General features: G+C 52.0%; 20 protein-coding genes and 1 pseudogene. 15 read left to right on the top strand and 6 right to left on the bottom strand.

The features are described from left to right. Positions 1–371 precede the first annotated feature (371 nt). The gene (locus BMY29_RS05975) at positions 372–1,271 is read left to right on the top strand and encodes an AlbA family DNA-binding domain-containing protein (protein ID WP_074854654.1); all 900 of its coding nucleotides are present in this window, start codon (positions 372–374) and stop codon (positions 1,269–1,271) included. A gap of 1 nt (position 1,272) precedes the next feature. On the opposite strand, the gene BMY29_RS05970 is transcribed toward BMY29_RS05975, so the two are convergent. Further along, positions 1,273–2,187: a hypothetical protein gene (locus tag BMY29_RS05970; RefSeq protein WP_049990621.1), complete on the bottom strand. Its 915-nt coding sequence runs from the start codon at positions 2,185–2,187 to the stop codon at positions 1,273–1,275. Positions 2,188–2,628: 441 nt separating this feature from the next. On the opposite strand from BMY29_RS05970, the gene BMY29_RS05965 reads away from it, so the two are divergent. Beyond that, a complete protein-coding gene (locus BMY29_RS05965) occupies positions 2,629–3,078 on the top strand; it encodes a hypothetical protein (protein ID WP_049990620.1) in 450 nt (149 codons plus the stop codon). A gap of 441 nt (positions 3,079–3,519) precedes the next feature. Further along, positions 3,520–4,878, top strand: a complete 1,359-nt coding sequence (locus BMY29_RS05960; protein ID WP_049990619.1) for an ApeA N-terminal domain 1-containing protein — start codon at positions 3,520–3,522, stop codon at positions 4,876–4,878. Between the two features lie 476 nt (positions 4,879–5,354). Here the strand turns inward: BMY29_RS05960 and BMY29_RS05955 are convergent, their stop codons facing one another. After that, entirely contained in the window at positions 5,355–5,840 is a 486-nt protein-coding gene (locus BMY29_RS05955; protein ID WP_143067662.1) for a GmrSD restriction endonuclease domain-containing protein, read from the bottom strand. Between the two features lie 146 nt (positions 5,841–5,986). On the opposite strand from BMY29_RS05955, the gene BMY29_RS05950 reads away from it, so the two are divergent. The 3 genes from BMY29_RS05950 to BMY29_RS05940 are packed head-to-tail and all read left to right on the top strand — an operon-like array spanning position 5,987 to position 8,953. Continuing rightward, entirely contained in the window at positions 5,987–6,688 is a 702-nt protein-coding gene (locus tag BMY29_RS05950) for a hypothetical protein (RefSeq protein ID WP_241471297.1), read from the top strand. Further along, a complete protein-coding gene (locus tag BMY29_RS05945) occupies positions 6,681–7,649 on the top strand; it encodes a PD-(D/E)XK nuclease domain-containing protein (protein ID WP_049990617.1) in 969 nt (322 codons plus the stop codon). Before BMY29_RS05950 ends, BMY29_RS05945 begins: the two co-directional genes overlap by 8 nt. A gap of 2 nt (positions 7,650–7,651) precedes the next feature. Continuing rightward, on the top strand, positions 7,652–8,953 hold the full coding sequence (locus tag BMY29_RS05940; protein WP_049990616.1) for a helix-hairpin-helix domain-containing protein: 1,302 nt from the start codon (positions 7,652–7,654) through the stop codon (positions 8,951–8,953). Positions 8,954–9,571: 618 nt separating this feature from the next. On the opposite strand, the gene BMY29_RS20530 is transcribed toward BMY29_RS05940, so the two are convergent. Beyond that, the gene (locus BMY29_RS20530; RefSeq protein ID WP_143067661.1) at positions 9,572–10,519 is read right to left on the bottom strand and encodes a hypothetical protein; all 948 of its coding nucleotides are present in this window, start codon (positions 10,517–10,519) and stop codon (positions 9,572–9,574) included. 1,081 nt (positions 10,520–11,600) lie between these two features. Here BMY29_RS20530 and BMY29_RS20525 point away from each other — a divergent pair. From BMY29_RS20525 to BMY29_RS05905, 5 genes and pseudogenes are all read left to right on the top strand, one after another. Further along, entirely contained in the window at positions 11,601–12,101 is a 501-nt protein-coding gene (locus BMY29_RS20525) for a hypothetical protein (RefSeq protein ID WP_143067660.1), read from the top strand. Between the two features lie 843 nt (positions 12,102–12,944). After that, positions 12,945–13,496 carry a hypothetical protein gene (locus tag BMY29_RS05925; RefSeq protein WP_049990613.1) on the top strand — a complete coding sequence of 184 codons (552 nt, stop codon included), beginning with the start codon at positions 12,945–12,947 and terminating at the stop codon, positions 13,494–13,496. A 780-nt stretch (positions 13,497–14,276) separates the two neighbouring features. Next, positions 14,277–15,021 (top strand): annotated as a pseudogene (locus tag BMY29_RS21700) (recombinase family protein). 89 nt (positions 15,022–15,110) lie between these two features. Then, complete coding sequence (locus BMY29_RS05910) at positions 15,111–15,587, top strand: hypothetical protein (protein WP_049990611.1); 477 nt, start codon at positions 15,111–15,113, stop codon at positions 15,585–15,587. Positions 15,588–15,635: 48 nt separating this feature from the next. Further along, positions 15,636–15,848, top strand: coding sequence for a DUF8065 family protein (locus BMY29_RS05905; protein ID WP_241471295.1), 213 nt, complete (start codon positions 15,636–15,638; stop codon positions 15,846–15,848). On the opposite strand, the gene BMY29_RS20960 is transcribed toward BMY29_RS05905, so the two are convergent. From BMY29_RS20960 to BMY29_RS05900, 3 genes are all read right to left on the bottom strand, one after another. Further along, complete coding sequence (locus BMY29_RS20960) at positions 15,829–15,984, bottom strand: hypothetical protein (protein ID WP_160290106.1); 156 nt, start codon at positions 15,982–15,984, stop codon at positions 15,829–15,831. The two genes, BMY29_RS05905 and BMY29_RS20960, sit on opposite strands and share 20 nt — an antisense overlap. A gap of 358 nt (positions 15,985–16,342) precedes the next feature. After that, positions 16,343–16,474 carry a hypothetical protein gene (locus BMY29_RS21585; RefSeq protein WP_275041250.1) on the bottom strand — a complete coding sequence of 44 codons (132 nt, stop codon included), beginning with the start codon at positions 16,472–16,474 and terminating at the stop codon, positions 16,343–16,345. A gap of 333 nt (positions 16,475–16,807) precedes the next feature. Further along, positions 16,808–17,884 carry a DUF4238 domain-containing protein gene (locus tag BMY29_RS05900; protein ID WP_074854652.1) on the bottom strand — a complete coding sequence of 359 codons (1,077 nt, stop codon included), beginning with the start codon at positions 17,882–17,884 and terminating at the stop codon, positions 16,808–16,810. A gap of 174 nt (positions 17,885–18,058) precedes the next feature. Between BMY29_RS05900 and BMY29_RS20400 the strand changes: the two genes are divergently transcribed. The 4 genes from BMY29_RS20400 to BMY29_RS05880 all read left to right on the top strand — a co-directional run bounded on the left by BMY29_RS20400 (position 18,059) and on the right by BMY29_RS05880 (position 23,910). After that, positions 18,059–18,826 (top strand): TIR domain-containing protein, encoded by a 768-nt coding sequence (locus BMY29_RS20400; RefSeq protein ID WP_160290105.1) that lies wholly within the window; start codon positions 18,059–18,061, stop codon positions 18,824–18,826. Then, on the top strand, positions 18,826–19,290 hold the full coding sequence (locus BMY29_RS05890; protein WP_143067659.1) for a RipA family octameric membrane protein: 465 nt from the start codon (positions 18,826–18,828) through the stop codon (positions 19,288–19,290). Before BMY29_RS20400 ends, BMY29_RS05890 begins: the two co-directional genes overlap by 1 nt. A gap of 700 nt (positions 19,291–19,990) precedes the next feature. Beyond that, a complete protein-coding gene (locus BMY29_RS05885) occupies positions 19,991–23,275 on the top strand; it encodes an ATP-binding protein (protein ID WP_049990607.1) in 3,285 nt (1,094 codons plus the stop codon). Beyond that, positions 23,272–23,910: a DUF7680 family protein gene (locus tag BMY29_RS05880; protein ID WP_074854651.1), complete on the top strand. Its 639-nt coding sequence runs from the start codon at positions 23,272–23,274 to the stop codon at positions 23,908–23,910. The genes BMY29_RS05885 and BMY29_RS05880 overlap by 4 nt, the downstream gene beginning before the upstream one ends.

Genomic DNA, 23,910 nt, shown 5'->3' with positions numbered 1-23,910 from the left:
GCTAATATAGCATCACTTTCAATGCAAGTGGTCTGGAGGACGAACAGGGACTTATTAAGAATCTGGAAGGCGGTTCTACGACCAATTTAGCAAAACCGTCGAAGAACGGACGCTTCTTAGATGGATATGCACATATGGGGTCAAGAGAAAGAAAAGTACACAAAGAGTCGTTGCGGAACCTGTGGGTTAAATCACTTGTCCATCTGGATGCCCTGCTTCTAGGCCTAATTGATGATTTGGAGGATGGAGTGTCTCTTCTGCGGGGATGACACTGATCTGTGCTTATAGCAGGTCATCATGAGAAGCCATATCATTGGATGGCAAATCAGTTTGTCAAACTTTTAAAACTCAGAACATCTCTGACACCTCATATGGAACTTCCATTCACCACTGACGTCAACGCATGGACTTGGGACACCGTCACATCACTCTCCCAACATAGCGAAAACCAGTACCTCGAATACAAAGAGACTCTCCACCCACCAGATGAAATCAAACCCGTTCAAAAAGAATGGCAACGAAAACTGGAAAAAGAAATCACCGCATTTGCGAACGCTAACGGCGGAATCATCGTATTCGGAGTAGATGACGACGGAAATCCTTCACCATTCGAACCACCAAGCCATGAGGTCAAACAGTCAGTAACCCGGTTGATTCAGAATACTCGTCCACTGGTAAACATCGAAATCCCTAGCCCGATTGAATCACCCAGCGACAACACAGACCGGATCATTCTCCCAGTTCGAATCCCGGAAGCCAAAAGAAAACCTGTACTGACCGGAGACGCAGCGGTATACCGACGAATCAACGATCGGAAAGAACCGATGAGCCGCGAACAAATGGAGTCACTGTTCGTGGAACACGATCGTAGACAACAAGCCGTCAGGCAATTAGAAATGGAGATTAACCGGTTCGACGACATCTACAATGGTCAAGAGAATCGGTTCTCAATCCGATCAGAAAACCCTCCCAACTACCACCTGTTAAATATTGAATCGTTGAAAGAAGTACTTCGGGAAAACACCCATCTCTACAGCGACGAAGATGTACAAGAAGCAGTTAGCAAAGTATTCCGAGCGTTGAGAGAAGTAGAGGATAACGAGGTATATTTCGGACGAGCGATGAATGGGTACGCACCAAAATACGAGGAATCAGATAAACGATTCTACAAAGAACAGAGACGGAACCTGAATCGTAAGCTGGACCGTGTGCAGCGAGAGTTGGAAAACCTAGCAAAAGAAGCCGACCTACAGGTGAACCTGCTTGACTGACTCAGCTATTTTTCGAATTCTCTTTACTCTGGTAAATAGCTTCCACGTACGGTTCAATACCCGTTTTGACGTGGTCATATACATAATTCGTGAGCACTACTAGTGCAACCATCTGAAGTTTCAGTGCTATTAGTGTAAGATCCTTGGTGTCAGAAGCATCATAGAGGTAAGCCTGTTCTTTCAGACCCTCTGGAATTGCTTGAGAGGGGATATTCTGATAGAGCGATTTGTGTGCAATGAGATCACGCATTTCTTTCAGTCTTTCAACCTCAGACATACTAACGTCGTTAATTAGATCCTCGTCATCGCTTATTGGCTCGTGAAGCCCCTCCTCAATGATCTGCTTGTATACCTTCGTCACGTTATACTGCGGGTTGGAGGCATCAATGCCACCGTTTTCAGGGGCAAGACGATTGACAGCAACGATACCCAGGTGCTCCAGTGCGGCACAGATGTTTATGGCCAGGTGTTGGATATGGTACGGATCGTGCCCGTCGAGATAATATCGTTTTATCAGCTGACCGTTGGTTATCAGATCCGCGACAATCCCGATGCACTCGAAGACGTTTTCCAGCGGCCGTTTGACCTTGTAGATGACGCCATCATATCCGCGTACTCGCGCATACTCCGATTCCTCAACCAGGGACTTATACGACGGAAATTCTGAATAGAGTTCGATCACGTCCTCTTTCAACAGTTGCAGGTCTTCTCGCGCTTTGGGGCCGAATATAGCACCTCTTCCAAGTATATGGAGAAGCCGATCGGCAGTAGCCATACACTCATGGGAGTATGATTCGATTTTCTCTATCTCCTTGAATTCGGCTGAAGAGACATCTCGATGAATTTCCTTCGGTTCGTCTTTTCCTGTAAAGTAAACAATTCTATCTTCCGGATCATACGTGACGATGTCAGACATAATTACTAATTAGATCTATGATTGTTAATGTATTCGACATTGGATCACGATGTGAATGATGCTCGGGTCGGTACCACTGTGACTTATTATCGGAACTAGCCGTGTTGTGCGGATCCCTGCCCTAAGTGTGGGCAGAGAAACTCCTCCTGAAGTTCTATGCTTGCAATAGTGTGTAATACCAGTGAATAACGGTACTGCGGAACAGGAACAAGGTAGTGTACCGTGTAACTATGACGAAGTCGTGGTACTTGGATCAGTACTAGAATAGTGTACCAAGATCCTGTACCACGACACAGAACTTTGCTCTAGTACCATGATCCTGGATCAGGAGTCAGGTACACGAGAGCGTTCCACACCTCCATACCGTGGTACAGTTACATTTTCAAGCTGATGATGAGATCCTTCTCAACGCTGATTTAGCAGGGGTACATCCGCTTGATTATGGGCCCACCTGATACGATCGCACCGTTCACGACGGAGCATCACTACACCGAACCTGTTGAGACTGAACAAACTCAGTTCGGCATTGATCGATTTCACCACTTGGTACCGTTGGACTGGTTCTTAGTCGCCTTGTTCGAGATCGACGCGTGGTCCTATGAGTTCTTTCTCAATAACCGAGGACTCTTTGAGGAGAGCCATAGGGCTATAACAGTCGATTTCGACTACGATGTAGACAGGAATCCCGATGGTACTGGAAAACCGTTTCACATCTTGTTCCGCGATTCAGAAGGTAAGGAATCGAAATGTTATCCTCGCACGCACTATTTGCTTCGACTACTGGATTACGACGAGGAAACCTATGAAGTGGTGGAGTTGACTCCAACCGACGGACATGATAGCGTGAATGTCGTCATTCAAAAACGCTTACCCCACATTCCGAGAGAGTAAAACATCTCTATACCTTGCTCTCAGTCGCCAAATCAATATCTCGACCGACTGTTCCGTATTTCTGAGTTACAAGTACGCTCTTTGGAAAATTGTCGAATCGTCCTCTGACTCACCAACGATGTCTTTCACAAAAGCCTCAAGAGATGACTTCAACCGCTACAGGGCCTGGCGCCACTGTAGAGAAACTGGCCGTTGTCAAGAGCTTGATGCGGGACGAGGTCCATGTCAGCGACGACACCGTGACCACGTAGGTCTCTCTTGATCGCCTGGAGGACGCCTTAGGACTGGACGATATCGAGGTTGAAACCCTTGAGGAGTATGATCACTAATACCTGATCTCAGCTAAGTCCGATCAGTAAGGCCTTTTCACCGAAAATCTGGATTCGTGGTTTCTGGTATTTCTCCACGGGGTTTTTAGAACCATCCTCAGAAGAAGATAATATGGACAGTATCGACGTCGGGGGCAAGTGGTGGTTGGAGGAAATGGATGAAGAGGACGAACTTGTCCCTGACGAGGCTGTAGCAGGCACACTGACTTATTCGCCGGTACACGGTGTCGAACTTGAACTACTCGGCAGCTTCTACAGAATGTTCGAGAGACATGATGACAATGCTGAGACTGAGGACGGCCCAGTCAACATCTTTGGCGTGACGACAGAGGGAGAATACGTTACCATCCTCAACTGCATGTGTTCTGGCGACAGCATGAGCACAAGGGATATTTCATTCACCACAGAGTCCTATGAGAAGGGGACCGTCATCAGGAGAGGATTAGTTGATACTGATTCAAAGTACTGGGAATGCTCTTTCTCATTCAACAACCTCGCCACATGGACCGGAATTAGAAGTGTTACCACACCTGGCGACCACGATATTGATGTTGGCCCTGCTGTCACTGAATCACTCTCCACGGACGATGCTGACATCATTCTAAACATGCATGAGGACATGTCCTCTGCTTTCGATGGGAGACTTGGCAGGGTCTATTTCACCGTTTACCCTGATGAGCCTTTGACGTACAGCGAATACCTTTCAGATTATGTCAGACCGTTACAGAACCTCGTTACACTTGGGGTCGGAGAGGCTGTGTTCCCCACCTTCCTAAACCTATACTCTGCCCGGTTTGGCCATCATGATTCCAAGCACTCGGCTCACTGGGATGTGCCGTATTACCGTGAACAGGATGATGCGAACTCGTTGCAGATGAACTTCACTCTTCAAGATGTCGAGTTTAAGAAGGTAGTAGGTCAGTGGTTGGAGAGTTCAAGTAAAGTGGGCCGTCTGCATGACAACTACTTCGGCACCAGATACAACGACAGTATGTTCGTTAACACTCAATTTATGTCGATGATGTTTGCTCTTGAGGCCTATCATCGGAGAGCTTTCCCTGATCGCCAGAAGACGATGAGTAAGAGTGTGTACAGGCGTTTCCGGGAATCTACGCTGGAGCAGATGCCGAAGGTGGCTGTTTGGGAGAGGGCGAGAGACTTGTTCCGAAGTATTGTGAATGAGCCATCTATCGGGGACCGACTATTGGATATCACTAGCCGTCATGAAGAGATGTTCCCTGAGTCATATGATATCGACTCGAATCTTAGCACTATTAAGAGTGTCCGGCATAACATTGCTCACAGCCTTCCTGAAGAGCTCTCGACGACAGATATTGCTCGGGCTGAGATCCTTGTACGGATTGTTGTGCTTGCGGTATTGCTTGAGACTGCTGGTATAGATAGGGAGAAGGGACGTGAGATCTTGGACAATAAGTACAGTAGGATCGATGGGATTATCGAGTTATCTTAGCTGCTACTTTCATCTTGCAACCCGAGCATCTTTTCCAGGTGTCTGACGGAATAGCGGAATCTACTGGGGTTCGCCTAGTGTGAAAGTTCACACACCCCCTGTCACCTACACACAACACTGGCATGGTGTGCGCGTTCGGAGCGGCTGTGACCCATATTTTATTTGATAACCTCATTTGGAATGCGCTCAAACTAACAAATTAGCAAAACCGCTAGGCAGTGTGCGATTCTCATTTGGAATCCGCGCACCCGACATCCGTGAACCAAAACAGAATTCTAAAACACTAATTCGGTGAAATCGGGCCACAGAGGGGCTGGTAAGACATCTTGGAGCGGAAATGAGGGGTGTTATGAGTTTTAGCAGATTGGGCCTAATTTGATGACGTTTTCAGCGGACCTGCTGCATACACAGCACGTATCAGCTAATCGTCAGGGGAATCTACTGTTCCTAGGGCTCCACTTGTATCCCGGCGCAGTTCAGTGCTCTACGGGACCGAGGACCGACTGGAGTTCATCTCTGATGAGTTCAGAGCGCTGTTCGAGGAAGCTATCAAAGTTCTCTATCCGATGTGTCTCAGGGTCAGTCGGGATGAGGTGGCGGTCGTAAAACGACTCGTCCTGACTCTCAAGCCACTCCTCAAACGGTGTATCCTGCTTTGCCTCGTTCTCCCGTCCAGTCAGAAGCTGGAGATTGGCAAGGCGATCTGCCTGCGCATCGAACGCCTTAGCTTTGTCCCGATCGAACCCATTATCAAGAAGGTAGTCTTCGTCCAGCAGCGAACTCGGGAAGATGTGATCCTGATGGTACTGGATACTCCCGAAGTCGATCTGGTCGTAGAGCAGCGTCAGCGTGAGGAACGTCCGACTTCCACCTTTCGTATACTCCAAAACGTTTTCGATCATCTCCTCGTTGAAACCAGTCACCTTCCCAAGATCAGCCATCTCTGTCTCGATTGCTGCCACCGGGAATGTCTCGCCCGGTTCTTCTTTCAGTACCTTCCGAATTCGGTTCAACACCGAGTCAGCACTCCCGGAGAACGTACCGTGGAGCCCCTACACCGGCCTTGATGACAAGAATTATACAGGAGGCGTCGCTACTGCTCACCATCGTGATCACCGAATCACCTTTCAATGCCAACCTGGCGATACTAGAGCCAGGCGAAAAAAATTACCAGGCAGCCTTTGAGGGGATTGAGAACTTCCAGTTTGACGAGAGTCGATCATACGGATTCAATATCTCCGAATCAGGTGATATGGCGATTGACGGCTACTTTGTGGAGAAAACGCCTGTCAAGACAGAAACCTTCGATGTAGCTACACAGCAAGTGGTGGACAGAGAGATAGAGCAGACACTACTGATACCGTTTCAACTTGATTTTGACATTGGCTTGCTTTCCATATTTTCCGACCAGAGCGACACCAGCAAGTTGATTTCAAGGATTGGTGAAGCCAGCGGCTTCAGCTTCCCAATTACCGAGACACAGCTCCCCATAGGCAGACTGTATGCCAATTTGCAGGACAGGGAATGGTCTATCGATGTTTCCAGCATACGAATCCAGAACTTCGAAGCGGAAGGCGGACTGTCGGGGACGTACACTATCAAAGATGTTGGGGATATCCGTATCCGAGAACTAATAGACTCACATAGCAGCGACATTACCATCCTGCGGGCGAACATCAAGACACCTTCACAAGAGGCCACTTTCGGATTCTTCCAGAGTGGTACCGTTCGACTGTACTCCAGCCTGGAATCCGAGGAACCGCTGTGGTCTGAAGTAAAGGAAATAACTCGGGAGGCATACAATGGGTGAGGAAGTCCGCAACACTGGTGATAGGGCCGAGAAGAGATTGATCGCCCTGCTGAAAGAGTTCGGCTGGGAGTACATCGGCGGTGGAAGAGACATTGACTGTAAGTCTCGAAAACATGACAAAGACCAGCATGGGATTGACGGCTATATGGCCTACAAAGACTCGTATCTCGCGGACGAGAGGGGTGTCATCGTAGAATCCAAGTCAAAGCAATGGGGGAGTTGGGGTCCAAGTTCACTACAAGCTGATGCAAAACAGGTCCGAACAGCTCTGGAGTGCTCCACCAGATCCCAAGACTTTGAGGAGAAACTGAACGACTACGAAAACAGGCGAAGGGACACAGCTATTCTCGGAGCCTTCACTAACGACGACGAATACGACCATGAAAAATTCCAAGCATACGTGGAAAGCTGCAGAGTCAAGAAAGGTGGAGGTCCCAGCCACGTCCTAATCCTCGGCAACAGGGAACTCAACCGTCTCGCCAGCATACAAAGAAAGTACAAAGAGATTCAGGAAACGCACACCAACGGCGAGGACATTATCGAGGGAGATCTCAACTTCTACTATCCGTCACTACAAGAGCCAAGGGCCGCTCCTGACCGAAGGAGTACTATCTCTTTTGAATACCTGTTCTCTGACTTCGTCTACGCAAAGCTTCAGAAGACTAAACTGAACAATAAGGACGTTGAGACGAGGGATGTCAGCATTGTGTTCAATTCCGCTGGTACAGACAAAGATAGTCTGGAATTCCTGTACTATTCGCTACGCGACAACGAATTGCTCGACGCCGATGAGGTTTGGATTTACTCGTATATAGAAGCCGGTGAGGAGGAAGACGAGCAGTATGAGCGGGCAGTTGAGAAACTTGAGGGAAGTATTCTGCCACCAGATACACCTTTCCAGTTCCACCAACTGCCGCAGGTAGATTACAAGTCATACGCAGACGACCTGAGGGAGGACTAACTATGGACGAATACCCCAGCGATCAGGACTACAAGGCCATTGTCGAGGAAAAGTACGGGCGTGATAAAGCACAAGCATTCTTCCGCAGGCATTCGCACGTTCTAGTACATTCCGGCGAAACAGAAGACCTAGCCGACCTCACACGCCGGATGTACATCGGGTATGACCGTACGAATTCGCTGAAAGAAGACGTGCTGGAAAAGGACAAGAGGAAGAAGGCCACAGCGTTCATTTTCGAGAGCGAAGCGGACGAAGAAGACCTCATACAAGATTTGGAAAGGAACAGGGGGAAAGGCTACCAGTATAATGGGAACAAAGATCTGGAAGTGCAAAGTGTTGTTAACACGGACGATGGATTTGAAATCAATCTACAGTATGAAGACCGTAGTCCTTCTCGACGACCTCTCCAGAACACACAAACGCGTTCAATTACTGTTTCCCTCACACAGACAGACGAAGACGGGGTCTGGCAAGGAACTCAGGAATACCGGTACGCTGATGAGTTCAATGCCGCCAGCGACTTCTTTGACGATTGGGAGTCAAAGAGGCTCAGCGAGAGAAAACCTGGAATCAAGAGAGTCAACTTCAACCTAGAAACGATCCCCGCAGAAGACAGTGTGGAGATGTTCAACAAATTCCTACGTGATACACCAGGAGACTGGAGATTCGAGCAGGTGCTTGAGCTAGGTATCAAACAAAGCGGAGAGAGTGCTGGCGTACTTGAGGAAGAGGAAACTGAGTTTGAGGAGGAAGAAGAGATTGAGGAAGAACTGGATGAGGAACTCCGAGGCATCACAGATGCAGTATTCAAAGGCAGCAGCCTGAGGGAGAATCAATTCGTGCAGGACTGCTTGGATAGTGGCTTCTACTTCAATTCGATCAGGGCCCTATTCCAGGACACCGAATCACCAGACGCGATAGAATTGGAACTGAAGTTTAAGCAACGTCCTAAAGTTACTTTTGATCTTTCCATCGTTGAAGAGTATGAGCGACGTGACGACGGCTACGACCCTGGAAACCTCGGTCCAGAAAAGCGAGAGAATACACGGGAATCCTTCAGAAGCTCTATTGTAGATCTGTATGGCGAATACACCGACCGAACCGCACTGATGCAGGACCAGTATGGAGACGAGCTAACACAATTCAACGGGATTACGGAAAACAACATTGATCAGCTACACGATCTCGGTATCGAAACGCCACAGGACCTCTATGATGCTGATCCAGAAACTCTAGTGGAAGAGGTTGTAAATATTGGTAAAGAGAGAGCCGAGGACTTCACAGGCGAATCAGTAGGGGACTAACAGGAGACCTAATCGGTCTCTAGATTCTGATATCCTACAACACACTGTCAAGGGCCACCTTCGCAGATCCTGCCACAAACTTCCCGGCCTCGGCAACACTGATAGCTACGTCCGCGCTTTGTAGTTTACCTCCGCCAGCTTCCCCGAAAGGGAAAACCGAAAGCACTCACTCGGTACTACCGGTACCTCGAAGCCAATTACCCCGGGTGTGAGTGGGACCACGACCAACGATTTTCGTCGAGTGGTGACGACTCTCCCCGAGACTATTTGACGCGCCGCGAAAGAGCCGCATGCGCGAAGCCACGCTCGCAACAGAGAGTTGGCGCGAAACCACGATCGTACTGACGAGCCTTGACGCCGCGCTCCGCCCGGTCGAAGTCTCTCGCGCCCGCCCGGAATGGGTTGACTTTGATAACAAGTTGTTCCGTATCCCCGCGAGGATTCATCGAAGAACACGATAATTGGCGTACGAGCCTAACGAGTCGCACCACGGATGCACTCAAGCATTGATTGGACGAGCACGCTGAGAACTCCGCGTACGACGACAGCGACCACCTCTGGTTGACACGGGAGGGAACGCCGTATTCGTCTCGGTCGCTCGCCCGCCTACTCCGGCGATTATGCGCTGACGCCGGTATTAACATGGGCGGGCAGTCGTTGACGTGGTATAGTGTGAGGCATAGCACCGGCACATATCTCGCTGCAGAACGGGATCTCAAAGCGGCTAACGGTGTTTCGAGCAGGTTTTCCGTCGAGTGTCTCTTTTCCATCGCTTACAGTGAATATTTTTCTTCCCAACAAGACCGCGTTACGGTAGGCCTCAAACTTCAGTGCCAGATGCTTATCCTCCTCGTCCATCAGATGATATGGCTTTGTGGTTGGATCACGGGTATCTGGAATGTCAGCAGCGCTCGGATCTACGAATATCTCTTCACCAGTGGGTGACCACGTATACCCTAACTCATTGAGAACCCGTGGAAGGTATTCTTTTCGAGCATGTTTGCCAGAACCGATTCCACGAGCCTCCTCATCAACGGCTTGGTCAAAATCGGAGAGGTCAAATTGGCTCTTTCCAGCCAGTTCTTCAACAATTGTGTTGGTTCGGCGCTCTTTAGGACCAGTAGTCGAGTCTACCTCTCGCTCAGCAGCTTTCTTTACTCGTTCAAGTTTATCCTTGAGACGACCAACCACGCCATCTTCCAAAGCATAAGTCATCATGATGTCACCAACGAACCGACCGGCTGACCGGTAATCGGAATTTTCAGCCAGATTCATGATTCTCGTACGAACATCCTCTGCAATTCGGTACTGTACGAGAGCGGATCCTGAACCGTTTAGTGACCGAGTTTTTTCTTCTCGATTTTCCTTTCCGAATATCTCGGCCACTTCCTCGACGGTCTCTCGTAGTTCTGCGAGAGATCCTTCGTCAAGCACTGTTCGAAGTTCACGTTCGAGTTCAACCCCTCCGTAAGGCGTCTTTTTTCCGAATTTATCGATTAGCGCATTGTCGAAGGCTTCCTTCGCCTTAGGAGGGACACGAAGGTTCAGACGCTCCCTCTCAGTCATTCTGCCATCCCCCCTCCAGCGAAGGTGTATCCAACCCCACTACAGATCAGTAACCTATTTGTTATGTTTGTTGTGTAGTTGTCAACAGTAAGTAGTAGGGCGAGGCAAGTGCAGGGGTGGGTGCTCCCTCTAGTCCTTCTGTTACAGCGTTCAGCTAGGTGAATTAGCACCCGCACTTCCATCAGGAGTACACTCGCGGAAAGTGATGCTGCAAAAATTAAATTCGGTGAGCTAACTCTCCAGCTACAGTCGGAGAACAGACGTGATCCCTCGATAAGGGAGACGGTGTTTCTGAAGGATCCACTCTTGATTCGTACTCCGGGCTGTACTGTTTCTCGGGGATGTTTCTTTGACCCGCTGCTTCTTTGACAGTAGGGACTAATCGAGTTTTGGCGTGCTGACATGGGTTGCTTGCTCCATGACACACGCTCAACGCTCGGCTACGCGCGCCGGTGCCGCGCGCAACGGCTTCTACAACGGTACCTAGATTACGGTACCACAGAGTTAGCCCCGGTTGCACATCCTGTTGCTTTCTAATTGGATGCTTCCGGCGTCGGCGTGCTTCAAGACACTCGAACCGAATTGTAGCTTATATGCTTTCCGCGCCTCTAAGAAATCAGACATATCAGAGAAGTATTTGTTCGAAATTAGAAGATCGCAGTGATAGAGGAGTTGACTAACCCAGGTATAAACAGAGATTTGCAGAGATCTCGACCGGAAACTCGGAGCGCTCACTTTACTAAGACTTAAGTCAGCAGGCGCGTCTGTCGACACTGCCGTCCACGCGTGAACGGCCCCCTGATCCCGCACAGTGTGGTGGCTGTGCGGGCTACCACATTCTGTGGTGGATTTTCTTCACAAACTCTGACTATCATTGGTACAGGACTTGATGGAAATGACTGGCGACACATCCGTCAGGACAATCATAGCCAGCACATCGGAAATATATAAGTAGGACACCAGTCGTGTCGACACAGGTTCCAGCAAAGATGACACAGAAATCCCTCAGTCATTCCCATCAATGGGCATCATGCGCTAACAGAATACGGTTACAGGAGAATTCGGTGTTCGACTAATGCGGGTGAGTGATAAGGATGCGATCGACCAATTAGCAGAGACGATCATCGAGTTATTAGATATCGAGGCTTTTCCAGTAGATCCACCCACCGAATCAGACGATCACCCCTGTCTCGTTCCCATTACAGACTTAAATTCATCATTCCGATGGACATGGGAGGAGATACAAACACGAGTCGCTGACGGATTTGGGGACTGGGACGAATCAACGACATACATCGATGTCAGTGATGCCAGCGAAAAAGCTGATCTAGTCGCATGCTATCCACCGCCAGTCTGGACAGTCCTACTCAGAGTCCGGTATCATGCCCTCGGAAGACTTGAAATTCACTCAGTTGTACGTGTCCCAGCTGAAGAATCGACCCTGACCCGCCGTCATGTAACGGATCAAATTCACGAGCGAGAGGTGGTCGATTTCATCTGCACCTCCGATCACGAAGAATTGGACCAAGAAATAGTTGAGGCTACCCGTGATCAACTGGTTCAGCAGATTGGAGATGAGTGATTATGATCTTGAGTAGCTTCAGTGGCGGTCAGTGACCATACCCAGCGAGAAGCTGCCCTGCATCACGGTCGGTTACTCGTCGTCGCTGCTGTCGTTGTCCTAGCTAATCAGCCCGATCGCTTTCGTATCGGGAATCGACACTACTGTTAGCTAACCTGTTTTGGTCGTCTCTGTCATAGTGCGGAGAATCCACGGTCCTCCCGTCGCTCTGCTCAATACGACTCTCATCAAGATTCCCATCATTGTCAAGGACCTCGTCTAAATCGCTGAACGCCTCTGCATCGTCACCAGCTCCACTGTCATCGTCAGTGTCTCGTGGCACGGTTCTCCCCACTCACCCGCGTCTAATTACATCATCGGCTGGGGGTGTGATATCCGTGGTATCAGTGGTGGCGAGTTTTGGAAAGATCATTGTTCTGGTGGCCCGTTTAGACGCAGATTTGTTCTGGCGCGCGCGGTGTAACCCATTGATTCTGAATTTTTGAGGGGCTAGTGAATGCCGTCAGGGGTAATTTGGGTGGATTTGTCGCTTTTCTTGGCTGCTCAAGTGCTCAGAGGCCAAGGTGTTTTAAATAACCACGAATTTACCCCAGGTGCGATGAAAAGCAATAAGAGACCGAATGCTGCCGATAGCAGCGGTAACAATGCTGGGTCCGCTGATGAACAAGGACAGGTCCGATCATATGCTGAGGTAACGCGTAGTCGGGATGCTGTCCGGTCCTACTCGGCTGATGGGATGTACCGCCCGCGTCGCCTCGTGTTCGCCTACAAATCGATGACCATTGAGGAAGACCTCATCGAGACCGAGGCGTACCGCTTGCTACCGAGTGGTGGTGAGGTGTAATGGCAGCTCCTACGCCGATCGACTCGAACCTCACCCGCGGTGAGAAAGCAACGATCCGCACAAACTGGAATGAACTCACGCAGTACCTCGCGCCCCCCGGAATCGCGTGGAGATGGAGCAAGAGTGGACTGTCGGAGAGACTGAAACATTACCTGAGGCATCACGATCTCATCGTTCGAGACTCCGATGACGAGAAGTGGCAGACGACCGAGGACCTGTGGCTGTTCATCTTCAATCAAGTAGAAGATGACGAGATCATCGGGGCAGATGCTACAGGGCAATACAAGATCCAAGATGGGGCAGTGCGAGATCCGGAGACGCGATTACTCCGACCGGAAGCGCAATACAATGGACCACCGGAGCGGGACAAGCAGCAAACGCTCACTGGCGACACAGCCGATCCATCAATCGAACAGCGGAAAGTAGATCAGACAAAGGACCCGGCCCATCCCTCAGACCGTGAGCAGGCCGCACACCACTCGGACCAAGCCCCGCTCACCGCGTGGTGTGCGGCAGATAATTCGGCGATTGACGAGGACGCTGCCATATGAGATGGTCCAACCGTTCGGGATGAGGTCCCGATCCGACTGCCCGCATAACCAGTCACGACTCGGTCGGTCCCGAAGAGTGGGGCGGATGAGCCCAGTCGCGGTCGCGTATGGTGTTCGGTCGTTGCGAAATTGTCAACGAGACCGCCGCGGGCCCACCTCGACCGCACCGCTCACGCCACCAGAAACTAATACCTCGTTAGTAGTTTTCGAGGACAGCAAGAAAAACACATGAACAGGTAGCAGGGGAAGAGGTAAGTAAGCAAACGTCTGTGTCGACAGCATGTTACGACGGCGCGCCTACCTCCGTGTACTCGCACTTGTCTCGTCATTCCCGTTCGTACCTGCCCGTCTTGACCTGACCCTGGAGAGACTCCCAGCGGACCGTCACTTGATATTCTGGCTCCGATTCCGACAAGCCCTCAGGGATGACCAGGCGATGAGTACACATAGAGCGCGAGAGAAAGCTGTTGAGGATCTGTGTTTCGAATGCGTCACCAAAGGTGAGGCAGTTCAGGCGTTAGAATTAGCGAACAAGGGGCATTACTCAATTGACGACATTCCGGATAAGGCACGCAACTGGTTTGAGCAGTTTGATGAATCCGTGGACACTGTGATGTGAGCGAATATTTAGCACTCGGAGACAGGCACGAATACTCCTTGCAGCACTTCGACTATCACTACACAATCCCCCGTACACGGTCACCTGACCGTGTACAGGTTGCGACGACCCTGTACACGACTTTCCTTACTTATACGTATTTGACTGTTAGGTTACCCTGTGTGAGAGAAGGGCCGACAACGGGCGAAAACGCCGCCGCGTACATCCGCGCGAGCACCGACAAACAAACCTCCGAGCACCAGCGAGACGACATCGGCCGAAAATAACGACATCGACCCCGGAGGGATCGACTGGTACGTAGACCTCGCACAATCGGGGAGCGATCCGGAACGCGAACAATTCCGCGAACTCACCGACGCGATCGACGCGGGCGAGTACGACCGCGTCATCGTTTGGGAGATCAGCCGGTTAGCGAGACTCGGCAGCATCTACCAAGAGTTCTTCGAGACTGCAGCCGACAACGAGACGATTGTCAACATCACTAACGGGTGGACCGACACCGTACGACCCGACGGGACCGGGAAGCTCATCGCAGACATCAGCGCAGCTGTTGCCGAAGAAGAGCGACGGAAGCTCATCAGCCGCGTCAACTCCGGAGTGAAGCGAGCGAGAGGGGAAGGGAAATGGCTAGGGGAGGTCCCGATCGGATTCGAATGGAACGAGCAGGGCTACCTCAGACCAGTCATCGATCCAGAGGACCCGGGCGAGGACGGTTACTTAGAGATCCGCGACGCGCTGCAGGACATTGAGGATGGCGAGTCATACAGGCAGGCTGCGACGGGACTCAACACGACACGGCAGACCCTGTCCCGAATCCACCAGGACGACGATCGACGCGAGTGGTATCTCGACGCGACCGCAGGCGACGAGCGAGTTGAAGAAGCCCTGCAGGAGATCCCCCAGTAACCGCCATCATCACATCACTATTCTGTCCCACGGGGTGGGAGAATCCCAGTCAGTGAGGTAATACGACCCGAGTGAGTTTGTCGGGAGTGATGACGTTCGATGATTTAGCCGACGTACTCGCCGATGAGGACAGCGATAACGAAGAGGAGGAGCAATCAAACGAGTATTTTGAGGACCTAGACGACGTCTTGGACGATAATGGGGAGCTGGACGAGAGACTGATTGAGCAGAGTGACGGAGGATCCATGGACACCCCGTTACGCTATGACCGGGACGACCGGGATGGAGACGGGATTGTTGACGGCGGTGTCGATCTCGGATACGACGGCGACGGCGTCGATCAGAGTAACGAGACCGACGGCGAGGACGGTAATCTCGGCGAACCGAACACCGACGAGACCAACGACGATGGACCCGAGCCGTTGACCAGGTCCAGCGGCAACGGTGACTACATGGTCAGTGGGAGCACCGAGGACACCGACATACGCCCGCATGGAGTCGATTCGGGGTACGGCGGGGACGGGATCATCGATCAGGAGGATTGGTGGGACGAGCAGGACGAGTAACGCACACCACACCGCAACCGCCGCGAGTGACCAATTACCATGACGGAGATGAGTGACGCTGAGAAAATTGCTACGTGCGAAAAGTACCGGCGCGGCGACTTATCCGAGCAGGAAGCGCGAGAGCGACTTGGTGACGACGTGATCGACGCGATGCGCGACGACCGGGAAGCCTTCGAAGCCGCGATCGAGATGAGTGACATCAGCGATTTCCTACAGCAGAACAACGGCGACGAGTGGGTTGTCAACGTCTACGAACGATAAGAGCGAGTTGTGCCGCAATAACCACAGCAGCAGCGACGATCGCCAAACCGAGCACCGAGCCCGACGCAACACCGACGATCGTCAGGACCGCGGCGATCGCGGTGAGGGCTACAGTGAGTGTGACGACCATGTCCATGATCCGACGGTCAACGCGGTGCGACTAATCGTTTCGCGTTATTGAGTAGACCGATCCCGAACCCGGCGCGCGCTACCATGTCAACTGTTAATGCGGGAGCGGGTTCGAACCGGGGGACCCCTACGGGACAGCGCGGGCGAGTGACCGTATCGCAGAACGCTGTGCCGTGGAATGTATTTGAGTGGCGAGGGGGAGACGGTGGCGATGCAAGCAAGCCCGCGAGACGCCAAGGTCCGCAAGGACGCCCGCGACGCCGGCGCACACAGGCGATGCGCCGCCGCGTGCGTGACCGCGGAGCAATGTACCACTCGTCTCCTTCGGGCACGAGTTGTCTCTCCTCGCCGTCTTCTCGCTCTAACTATACGACATCGCCGGTGGGTGCGACGTACTCGATGTCGTACGTCCACCTGAGTCCTTGGAGTTCGTCGCTTGGTGTGATCGTGTCACCGTGCACGGTCGCGGTTCGTTCGCCTCTTAGTGTTGCTGCCATACTTGGCAATCACCCACATGCTCGGATAAACCGGGTCAGGGTTGTCCGTTAATCTCACTTCTCGCTCAACAATTCATGATAGAAGGGGTGCTTCTTGACTCACTCACGCCGCACCCACGGATGACTGGGTGACAATGGGGGATTCTCGTCCACTCTATTCCGTAGCGACCCTCTGCTAAGCTCTCCCGGTAGAACAGTAACCAGTAGAATCACCCCATTACAGACAGGATCGCTGCGATTTCAGCAATCACCGGTCCTCACTTCGTATCGGGTCTTCAAATGAATTTGTGTCTGTGTTATTTGATACTATAACTAGGTTGTTGAAAACATTTATCAAAGGAGGTCTCCGAATTGCTCCTCCCAAAACTTCTCTTGCTCTTTGCGTGAGCCCTCAACTCGTTCTGGAGTGAATTCCACTCCGGGATTTTCTGTGACAAAAGGAAGATCCGGCTGAAACTCAGGAATTCCGATATGGGTATAAACTCCTATGCCGCTTTGGGATTCAAATGCACCACGTGAAGATCGATCCCGGTCTACGAACGGCTCTAACTCGTCATGTAATTGCTGCATTTCAGCCTGCCTTCCAGATTCACCATAGAACACATTGTTCTCACATTGTACCAACTGTAACCGATTTAACTCCTGAATCACATCTTCGTCATTAATTGTAAGAGATCCTTCCGGGCGGCTATTGACATCGTAGCACTCTGGGTCGTGAAGAAGCAGGTAAAGATCTGGTGACAAGGGACAGTAAATCTGCAGACCTCGTGCTTGCCAACCAGCCAACTGTGAAAACCCTTCATCAGCGTAGTAGGGGTTGTGCCGAACCACCGGATGATCGCTTGTAACAAACGCTGAACTAGTGTCATTAACAAATATTGTGCCATAGAGATCCGCGAGTAATGGAGCGCAGTGGAGTTGATACAGCATTGAATGGATTTGCGGGCTTTGATCCCATTCGAATGTGATTTCTCCATCTCGAACCTTGTCTAGGTACTCAGGTTCAAGTTCGCCCGCTTCGACACCCGCTCGAACGAACTCCTCGAAGAATAAGTCGCTGTCACGTTCTAATTCCTCCTTTGATAATGCAGTTCTGGCTTCTTGAAAGGTGAGAAACTGCATAACCTGCAGCCAGTTCGGTTTCAGGTCATCTTGGACCTGGAATTCGCTCACGGCTTCCGCGTTGATAATCTCAGTTAATCCTTCTGCCAGAGACCCTTCAATTTGGCCGATAGCTATCTCAACGTCGGTGTCATCGCTGTAGAAGTAGCTACGTGAGCAAACACGTGAGATCGGTTCATTGAATTCTTGTTGTGCTTGAACGTTATATAGGTTGATTCGGTCTCCGTCATCAGAGAACCGGGTAAGGTAGAACTGAGGCACATAATGCTGATTTCGGTATTCTGGCATTCTTCTAAACATGTATGGTAATCATTGATAAGCTTAACTTGGATTCACTCTTCTTCAGAGGGACAATTATAACTAATAGAAATTTAAAACAGTTATGACAGTATGCCGTCTTACATGTCCACTTTCACCCCGATCCGGCCAAGTTTATTGTCCCGAAAATACAACCATTTGATAATGAGCTGGCAACTCTATTTTGACCGAGCTAAACGGTCAACGAGCCCGGTCGCTGTCGATAAGCAATTGGTCGGACCCATCCCTCCTGGGTTTGAAGCGCGAGGGCTCACAATCGACGGACTCTGGGGAGTCTATGAACGCCGGCAGGGTCTCGATCAGATTCAAATCACGGAACTCCCTGCCCAGTACCGCGTCTCTGTCTCCAATCCTGTAGTCAGCGGCAACCAGCTATCTCAGCCCACCTCTCAGTCGAACCAGAACGGTAACGCGTTGAAAGGGCTAGCTGCACTGGGGCTCGGTGTTCTCGGTGCTGCAGCTATCGGGAAAGCAATCGGAGGCTCACAAAATAGCACCGCTCCCGATCCAAAACAAGCCCACCGAGTCTTTATCAGCCACTCTTGGACTTACGAGAACCATTTTACAGAGGTGAAGGAGTTCCTCGACGACGCCTACGGATTCGAGTACTTCGACCATAGCGTGTCCTCGGACAATCCAATCGACGCCCAGCTCCCAAACCACCTCCGGAAGAAGATCCGAGACCAGATGCGATCAACCTCTGTCGTGCTCGTACTGGCTGGAATGTACGTCGCACACAGCGATTGGATTCAAGAGGAGATCGAGATGGCGAACGAGATGGAGAAGCCTATGATCGGGGTGATTCCCGCGGAGAATGACCGCGTACCGGCGTTAGTTCAGGAACATGCCACCGAACTTGTCGAAGCTGACGGTACTGCAATCTTGAATGCAATTGAACAGCACGCAACATGATGGATGAAAATGATTCTTCCGATGCTGATCGGACTGAGGTGATCGACCAGTACACCACCTACGTGAACACGACGCTGAACGTCAGCAACCGACGGATGCGGAACAACCGGTTTTACGTCCTTCTACTCTCCGGGACGCTCGCCATACTATCCGTGCTTGCTGATACCCAGATAATCGAAGAGGCCGGACTACTTCTCGCCGGCTTACTCGGATTTGCACTCTGCGTCCTCTGGTATCTCAGTATCGTCTCGTATAAGCAACTGAACAGCGGGAAGTATGAAGTCATCACTTCGATGGAGGAAGACCTGCCGGCGGAACCGTTCGATGACGAATGGGAGGTCCTTGACGAAGGGCAAAACTGGCGGACCTACATCACTCATACTCGTGTAGAGCGAAAAATTCCAGGCGTACTCGCTATCCCCTACCTCCTTATCTCCATCTACGCGGTTAGTCAGCTTCTGTGATCACTGGAATTACCGTGGTCCGGGTAGGTCGGAGTTTACCTAGCATTCACAATCTTCGGTAGTTTCCAGCACTGCATTACCGGGGTTTGGGTGGTTATATGTCATGTGAAGGCCTGATGAACCAGGACTACACCCCACGTGTTCCAAAAATACATGGATAGCCATCGCCAGCACCGTGACCGTGAGCAACTGTCCGAAGAATCGGTATCCCTCAAGACTATCAGCTGACCGGAAGATGAGCCCGGCGATGAGTAATGCGTTCAACGTATGCATCCACGGCGCTACCACGAATCCAGGAGAGAGACGCGTCTTTGACGATAATGTACAGAACGCGTTCGAACACACCGAGTGATAGGCCGCTGAGGAAGGCGAACCAGTACGGATGCGACTGGAGGTGGTTGAGCGGGATCTTGATATCTGATTATGAATTGGCTGAGAGAAACGCGATTTCATTCCGACTCTGGGAAATGGTGTGCGGTCTACGATACCCCAGCAATGCTTTTTCAACCTCTTCGTCAGCCTCGGTTACACGGAGATTCCGACACGGTCGAACGCTGTGTTGACGGTGTCTCAATGCCTGGTTTGCCGAAAAATGCGGTGTCAATGAGAGCGAGTGGTCGAAACACCCCATTCTTCTGTGAATCAGCAGACCTTCGACAAACACAAACGATTACAATACCTTAGGATACATCTTGGTGACATGGCGATTTCCGTCCCCTCCCTCTTTAATACGTGCACACCGCACGAAGACGTGCTGGAGGGCACGCTATCGGAGAACCAGTTCGCAGCGAAACTATCCGGAGTGGTGTTCAATCCAGACAGCGCACCTGAAATCTACGCTGATCCTGAGACCTTCTTCACGAAGACATACGCGACGGATGGGCTTCAGGATCTGCTCACACTCTTAGCAAAACGCTACGTTGGTAAAGTCGAGGACGAGTACAGTGGAGAGGATGGATTTCTGTCTCTCGATACTGTTTTTGGAGGCGGAAAGACCCACTCACAAATCGCTGCGTATCACTTCTCCCGAAACCCGGAAGCAATCGACGATCTCTCGGAGTTCATCATTGACGACGAGGTCGCAAGCGATTTCGACGAGATTCGAGATGATTTCTCGGTGGAGACGGCCGTCTTCGAAGGCGGACACGTTAGTGCGATGGACGCAAGGTGTAACAAGGACGACCCGTCTGCCCCCAGCACGCAGACCATGTGGGGGGAATTGGCTTACCAGCTCGCTGGCGCTGATGGGTATGCGCTTTTTAGTGACTACGATTCCGATCGGGTTGCCCCTGGAGAGTCCGATGTCGAGGAACTGTTCGACCTGCTCGATGAGCCCGGACTCGTACTCATCGACGAGGTGGCACAGTACCTCGAACAGGCCGCAGCCATTGCGGTCGAGGACTCCACACTTGCGGACCAGACGAATTCGTTCCTCTGGTCGCTCATGCGAGCGACTCAGAATTCCGATGACGTGACGGTCGTGATGAGTGTCGCCGCGACTGCCTTTGAAGACAAGGCGCAGCAAGTTCAAGAACTCATCAGCGACCTCGACGCAATTTCGGAGCGGACCGAGCGATCGGTGACGCCGACAGAAGACGACGAGGTAGCTGAGGTTCTGAAGCACCGGCTCTTCAAATCGATAGACGAAGGTGCGGCGGCACAAGCGGCGGACGCGTTCCAGTCGTTCTACCGCAACTACGAAGCGGATCTACCGGACCGCGTGACGAAGGCCGAGTTCCACGAGCAGATGGAACGGACCTATCCGTTCCACCCAACACTCATCGAACTCCTCGCGCAGGAAATCGACACGCTGCCGAACTTCCAGCGGACGCGAGGAGCACTCAAGCTCGTTTCGCGTGCTGTACACCGCGTCTGGAATAACCAGGAAGCAAACGCGGATCGGAATTTCGTCCGAGCATTCGACATGCACCCATCCGACGAGTATGTCTGGTCCACGTTGCTGGACTTGTTCGGGCAGATTGAGCAAGACCTCCGAACGGCTTCGAAGTCCGACGTCTACACGAGCGACGGGAAAGCAGCGTGCCAGTACGAGGACGAGAACTGGACGCCAATGGGCCACCCGCCAATCGCTACCCACCTCGGAACAACGATTCTCTGGAAAAGCATCGTCTCCGGCGGCAACCGGGGGCGCGGTCTGTCGCGGCGGGAACTGTGGGAGATGGTCCTCGAACCAAGTGTGGAACTCGACCACTACCGTGACGCCCTGAAGAACCTCAGCGAAACGGGCAGTAGTCCGGAGACAGAGGCGTTCTTCCTCTACGAAACTGAGAACGGGCTTCTCCGGTTCAAGGGCGAGCCCAAGATCTCGAAGCTCATCACGAACGAGGCACAGCAGATTGAGGACGGCGTTGCTCGAAACAGACTAGAACAGACCATCCGTGGCGCGCTCGGGGGTGGTGAGTTCGACACGATCTACGACCCGCAAGCCCCGTACGAAGTGCCGGATGAGTACGACACAGTTCGTCTGTGCGTGATGGGGTTCAGTGCAGTCACGATCTCGAATGACCAGGACGAACCCCCGGAGCTGCTTCAGACTCTCGCTACGACGACTGGCAACTCTCCAGGGAGCGAGAAGAAGCGCGTGTACCGGAACAACGTCGTCTTCCTCGCTGCTGGAGAGCAGGAAATCGAGGGTGCACTGGACCACGCACGCCGTGTGAAGGCGATGGAACGGATTCTGAACGGGCAGGCCTGGAAGACGGAACTCAACAGCGCTCAGCGTGACGACCTCGACGAACGATTACAGGAGACGTCAGCGCTGCTCGGCGAATCTGTTCGCCAAGCGTACCGGCACCTCTACTACCCCGGTACTGGCGGACTGAAGAACGAAGTCATCGACTCCGTCAACGAGAACGACGACTTGCACGACGTCGTCTTTGAGAACCTCGACAGTCTCGATCGACTCATCACTCGTGACGAAGGCGCGCTAGGTACGGCGTGGTTCACGAATCGGATCTGGCAGTCGGATCCGGACTCGATGACGACGCTGGATATCCGGAAATTGGTCGCTAAGCGGACCGACGTCCGTATCCTCCTCGATCCCAAGCCCCTCCGGGAAACCACCCGGAGCGTAACTACGAGTGACACGACGAGCTACGTGTTCTGGGACGGGACTGCGGAGAGGGGATACTGCTCGGAAGAGGACACCGTATCGACGGCGACGGGGGAACGACCACTCGTGGACGCCGAGGAAATGTCCACGGCCCTGTCGATGTCGGACGTCCTGATCAGCGACAATCACGTGGTCTTCGCCGACGGCGAAGCGTTACTCGACGAGCATGACCTAACGTTCCCGGCTCTCGACGAGGACGAGGTAGAGGAGGATGAAACGGAGGTCGAAGATGAAACTGAGGAAGACGATGACGACGATGACGTCATCATCGAACCCCCTCAGTGGTCCGAACTGTCCTTCACTGCACGAACTGACTCTCCGAGTGCGATATCGGGAGCCTTCTCCGCGGTGAATAACGACATCGACCAGCAGAAGATGCGACTGCGGGACAACCACGATGTCTCCAGCGGCAACATCGAAGTTCTTATCGACTCGATCGAGATCGAGCTCGAAGGAGACCAGGTCTGGGAGCGGGCGTGGTTCATCAGCGACAAGGTCAAGGATTTAGATAGGATCGGGGAAGAAACCACGGTCGTGTTCGAATACGTCGCCGAATCCGCAGAAGGATCGACCAGCATCTTCGAGGCCGGTTATGAGGGCTCCGCCGAGGAGTTTGCCAACCACTTCGGTACGAATCACATTCCGGAGAGCTTTATCAGCCGAGGTGGGGAGGCAGAAGGAGAAGCTGTGCTCATGATCGATGCCGGTTCCTTCGACGACAACTCGCGGGAGAACACGCTGGAAGTGCTCCAAGAAGCGCTCCAAGGTCTCGGTGGAATCAACAACATTGAATTGGTCGTCTCCGCGACGGTGAAGGAGAAGACGGAAGAGACTGAGGAGGTTGTTCGATGAGCATCGAATCGGAAGCAGAATCATTCGCATACGGAAGCAGCATACATGGTGGACGTCCCACGTTCGCCCTGACTCGGCGTCTCGGGGACGATGCTGGGCTGACGCTCTATGAGTTTATTCCAGAGGATCTCGCCAATGGCCGCCAAAAGCGTCTCCGGCGGGCCAACAGTAACCATACACTTTCGCGGCTGTCGATTCCGAAAGCACTTCCGGACGTAACCGAAGACTCCGTTGGTCGATTGGATTTCACAGACATCGGTTCTCCAAAAGAGCGGACTCCGAACAACTGGAACTGGGACGAGTGGTGTGCGCTGAAAGTCACAACGCTTCGAGAGAAGCATCAGCAGGCGGTTCACCGCCTGATTAAATCAGTTCTTGATGACGCAGGTATTGATCCAGCGATAGTTACTCGCGGAGAAGGTTCTGTAGTACTGTCGGAAAGTGATGGTGTTCGGCTCACAATTGCTTTCCTTGCTCTGAAGGAGTTGCAGAAGTACGAGAAGCTCACAACCGTGGTAGACAGTATCGCTCGGATGAGTTCTGAGGAATGCTACTATTGGCACGCAAAGTGTCGCTCTCCTACTAATCCCAACGGAGTAAGAGCACTACGCGAACTCCTTGCAGGACATATTTAA

The sequence above is a fragment of the Natrinema salifodinae genome (assembly GCF_900110455.1).
Classification (GTDB): domain Archaea; phylum Halobacteriota; class Halobacteria; order Halobacteriales; family Natrialbaceae; genus Natrinema; species Natrinema salifodinae.
The sequence above is the reverse complement of the archived record's forward strand: the minus strand, read 5'-3'. Positions and strand labels throughout refer to the sequence as shown.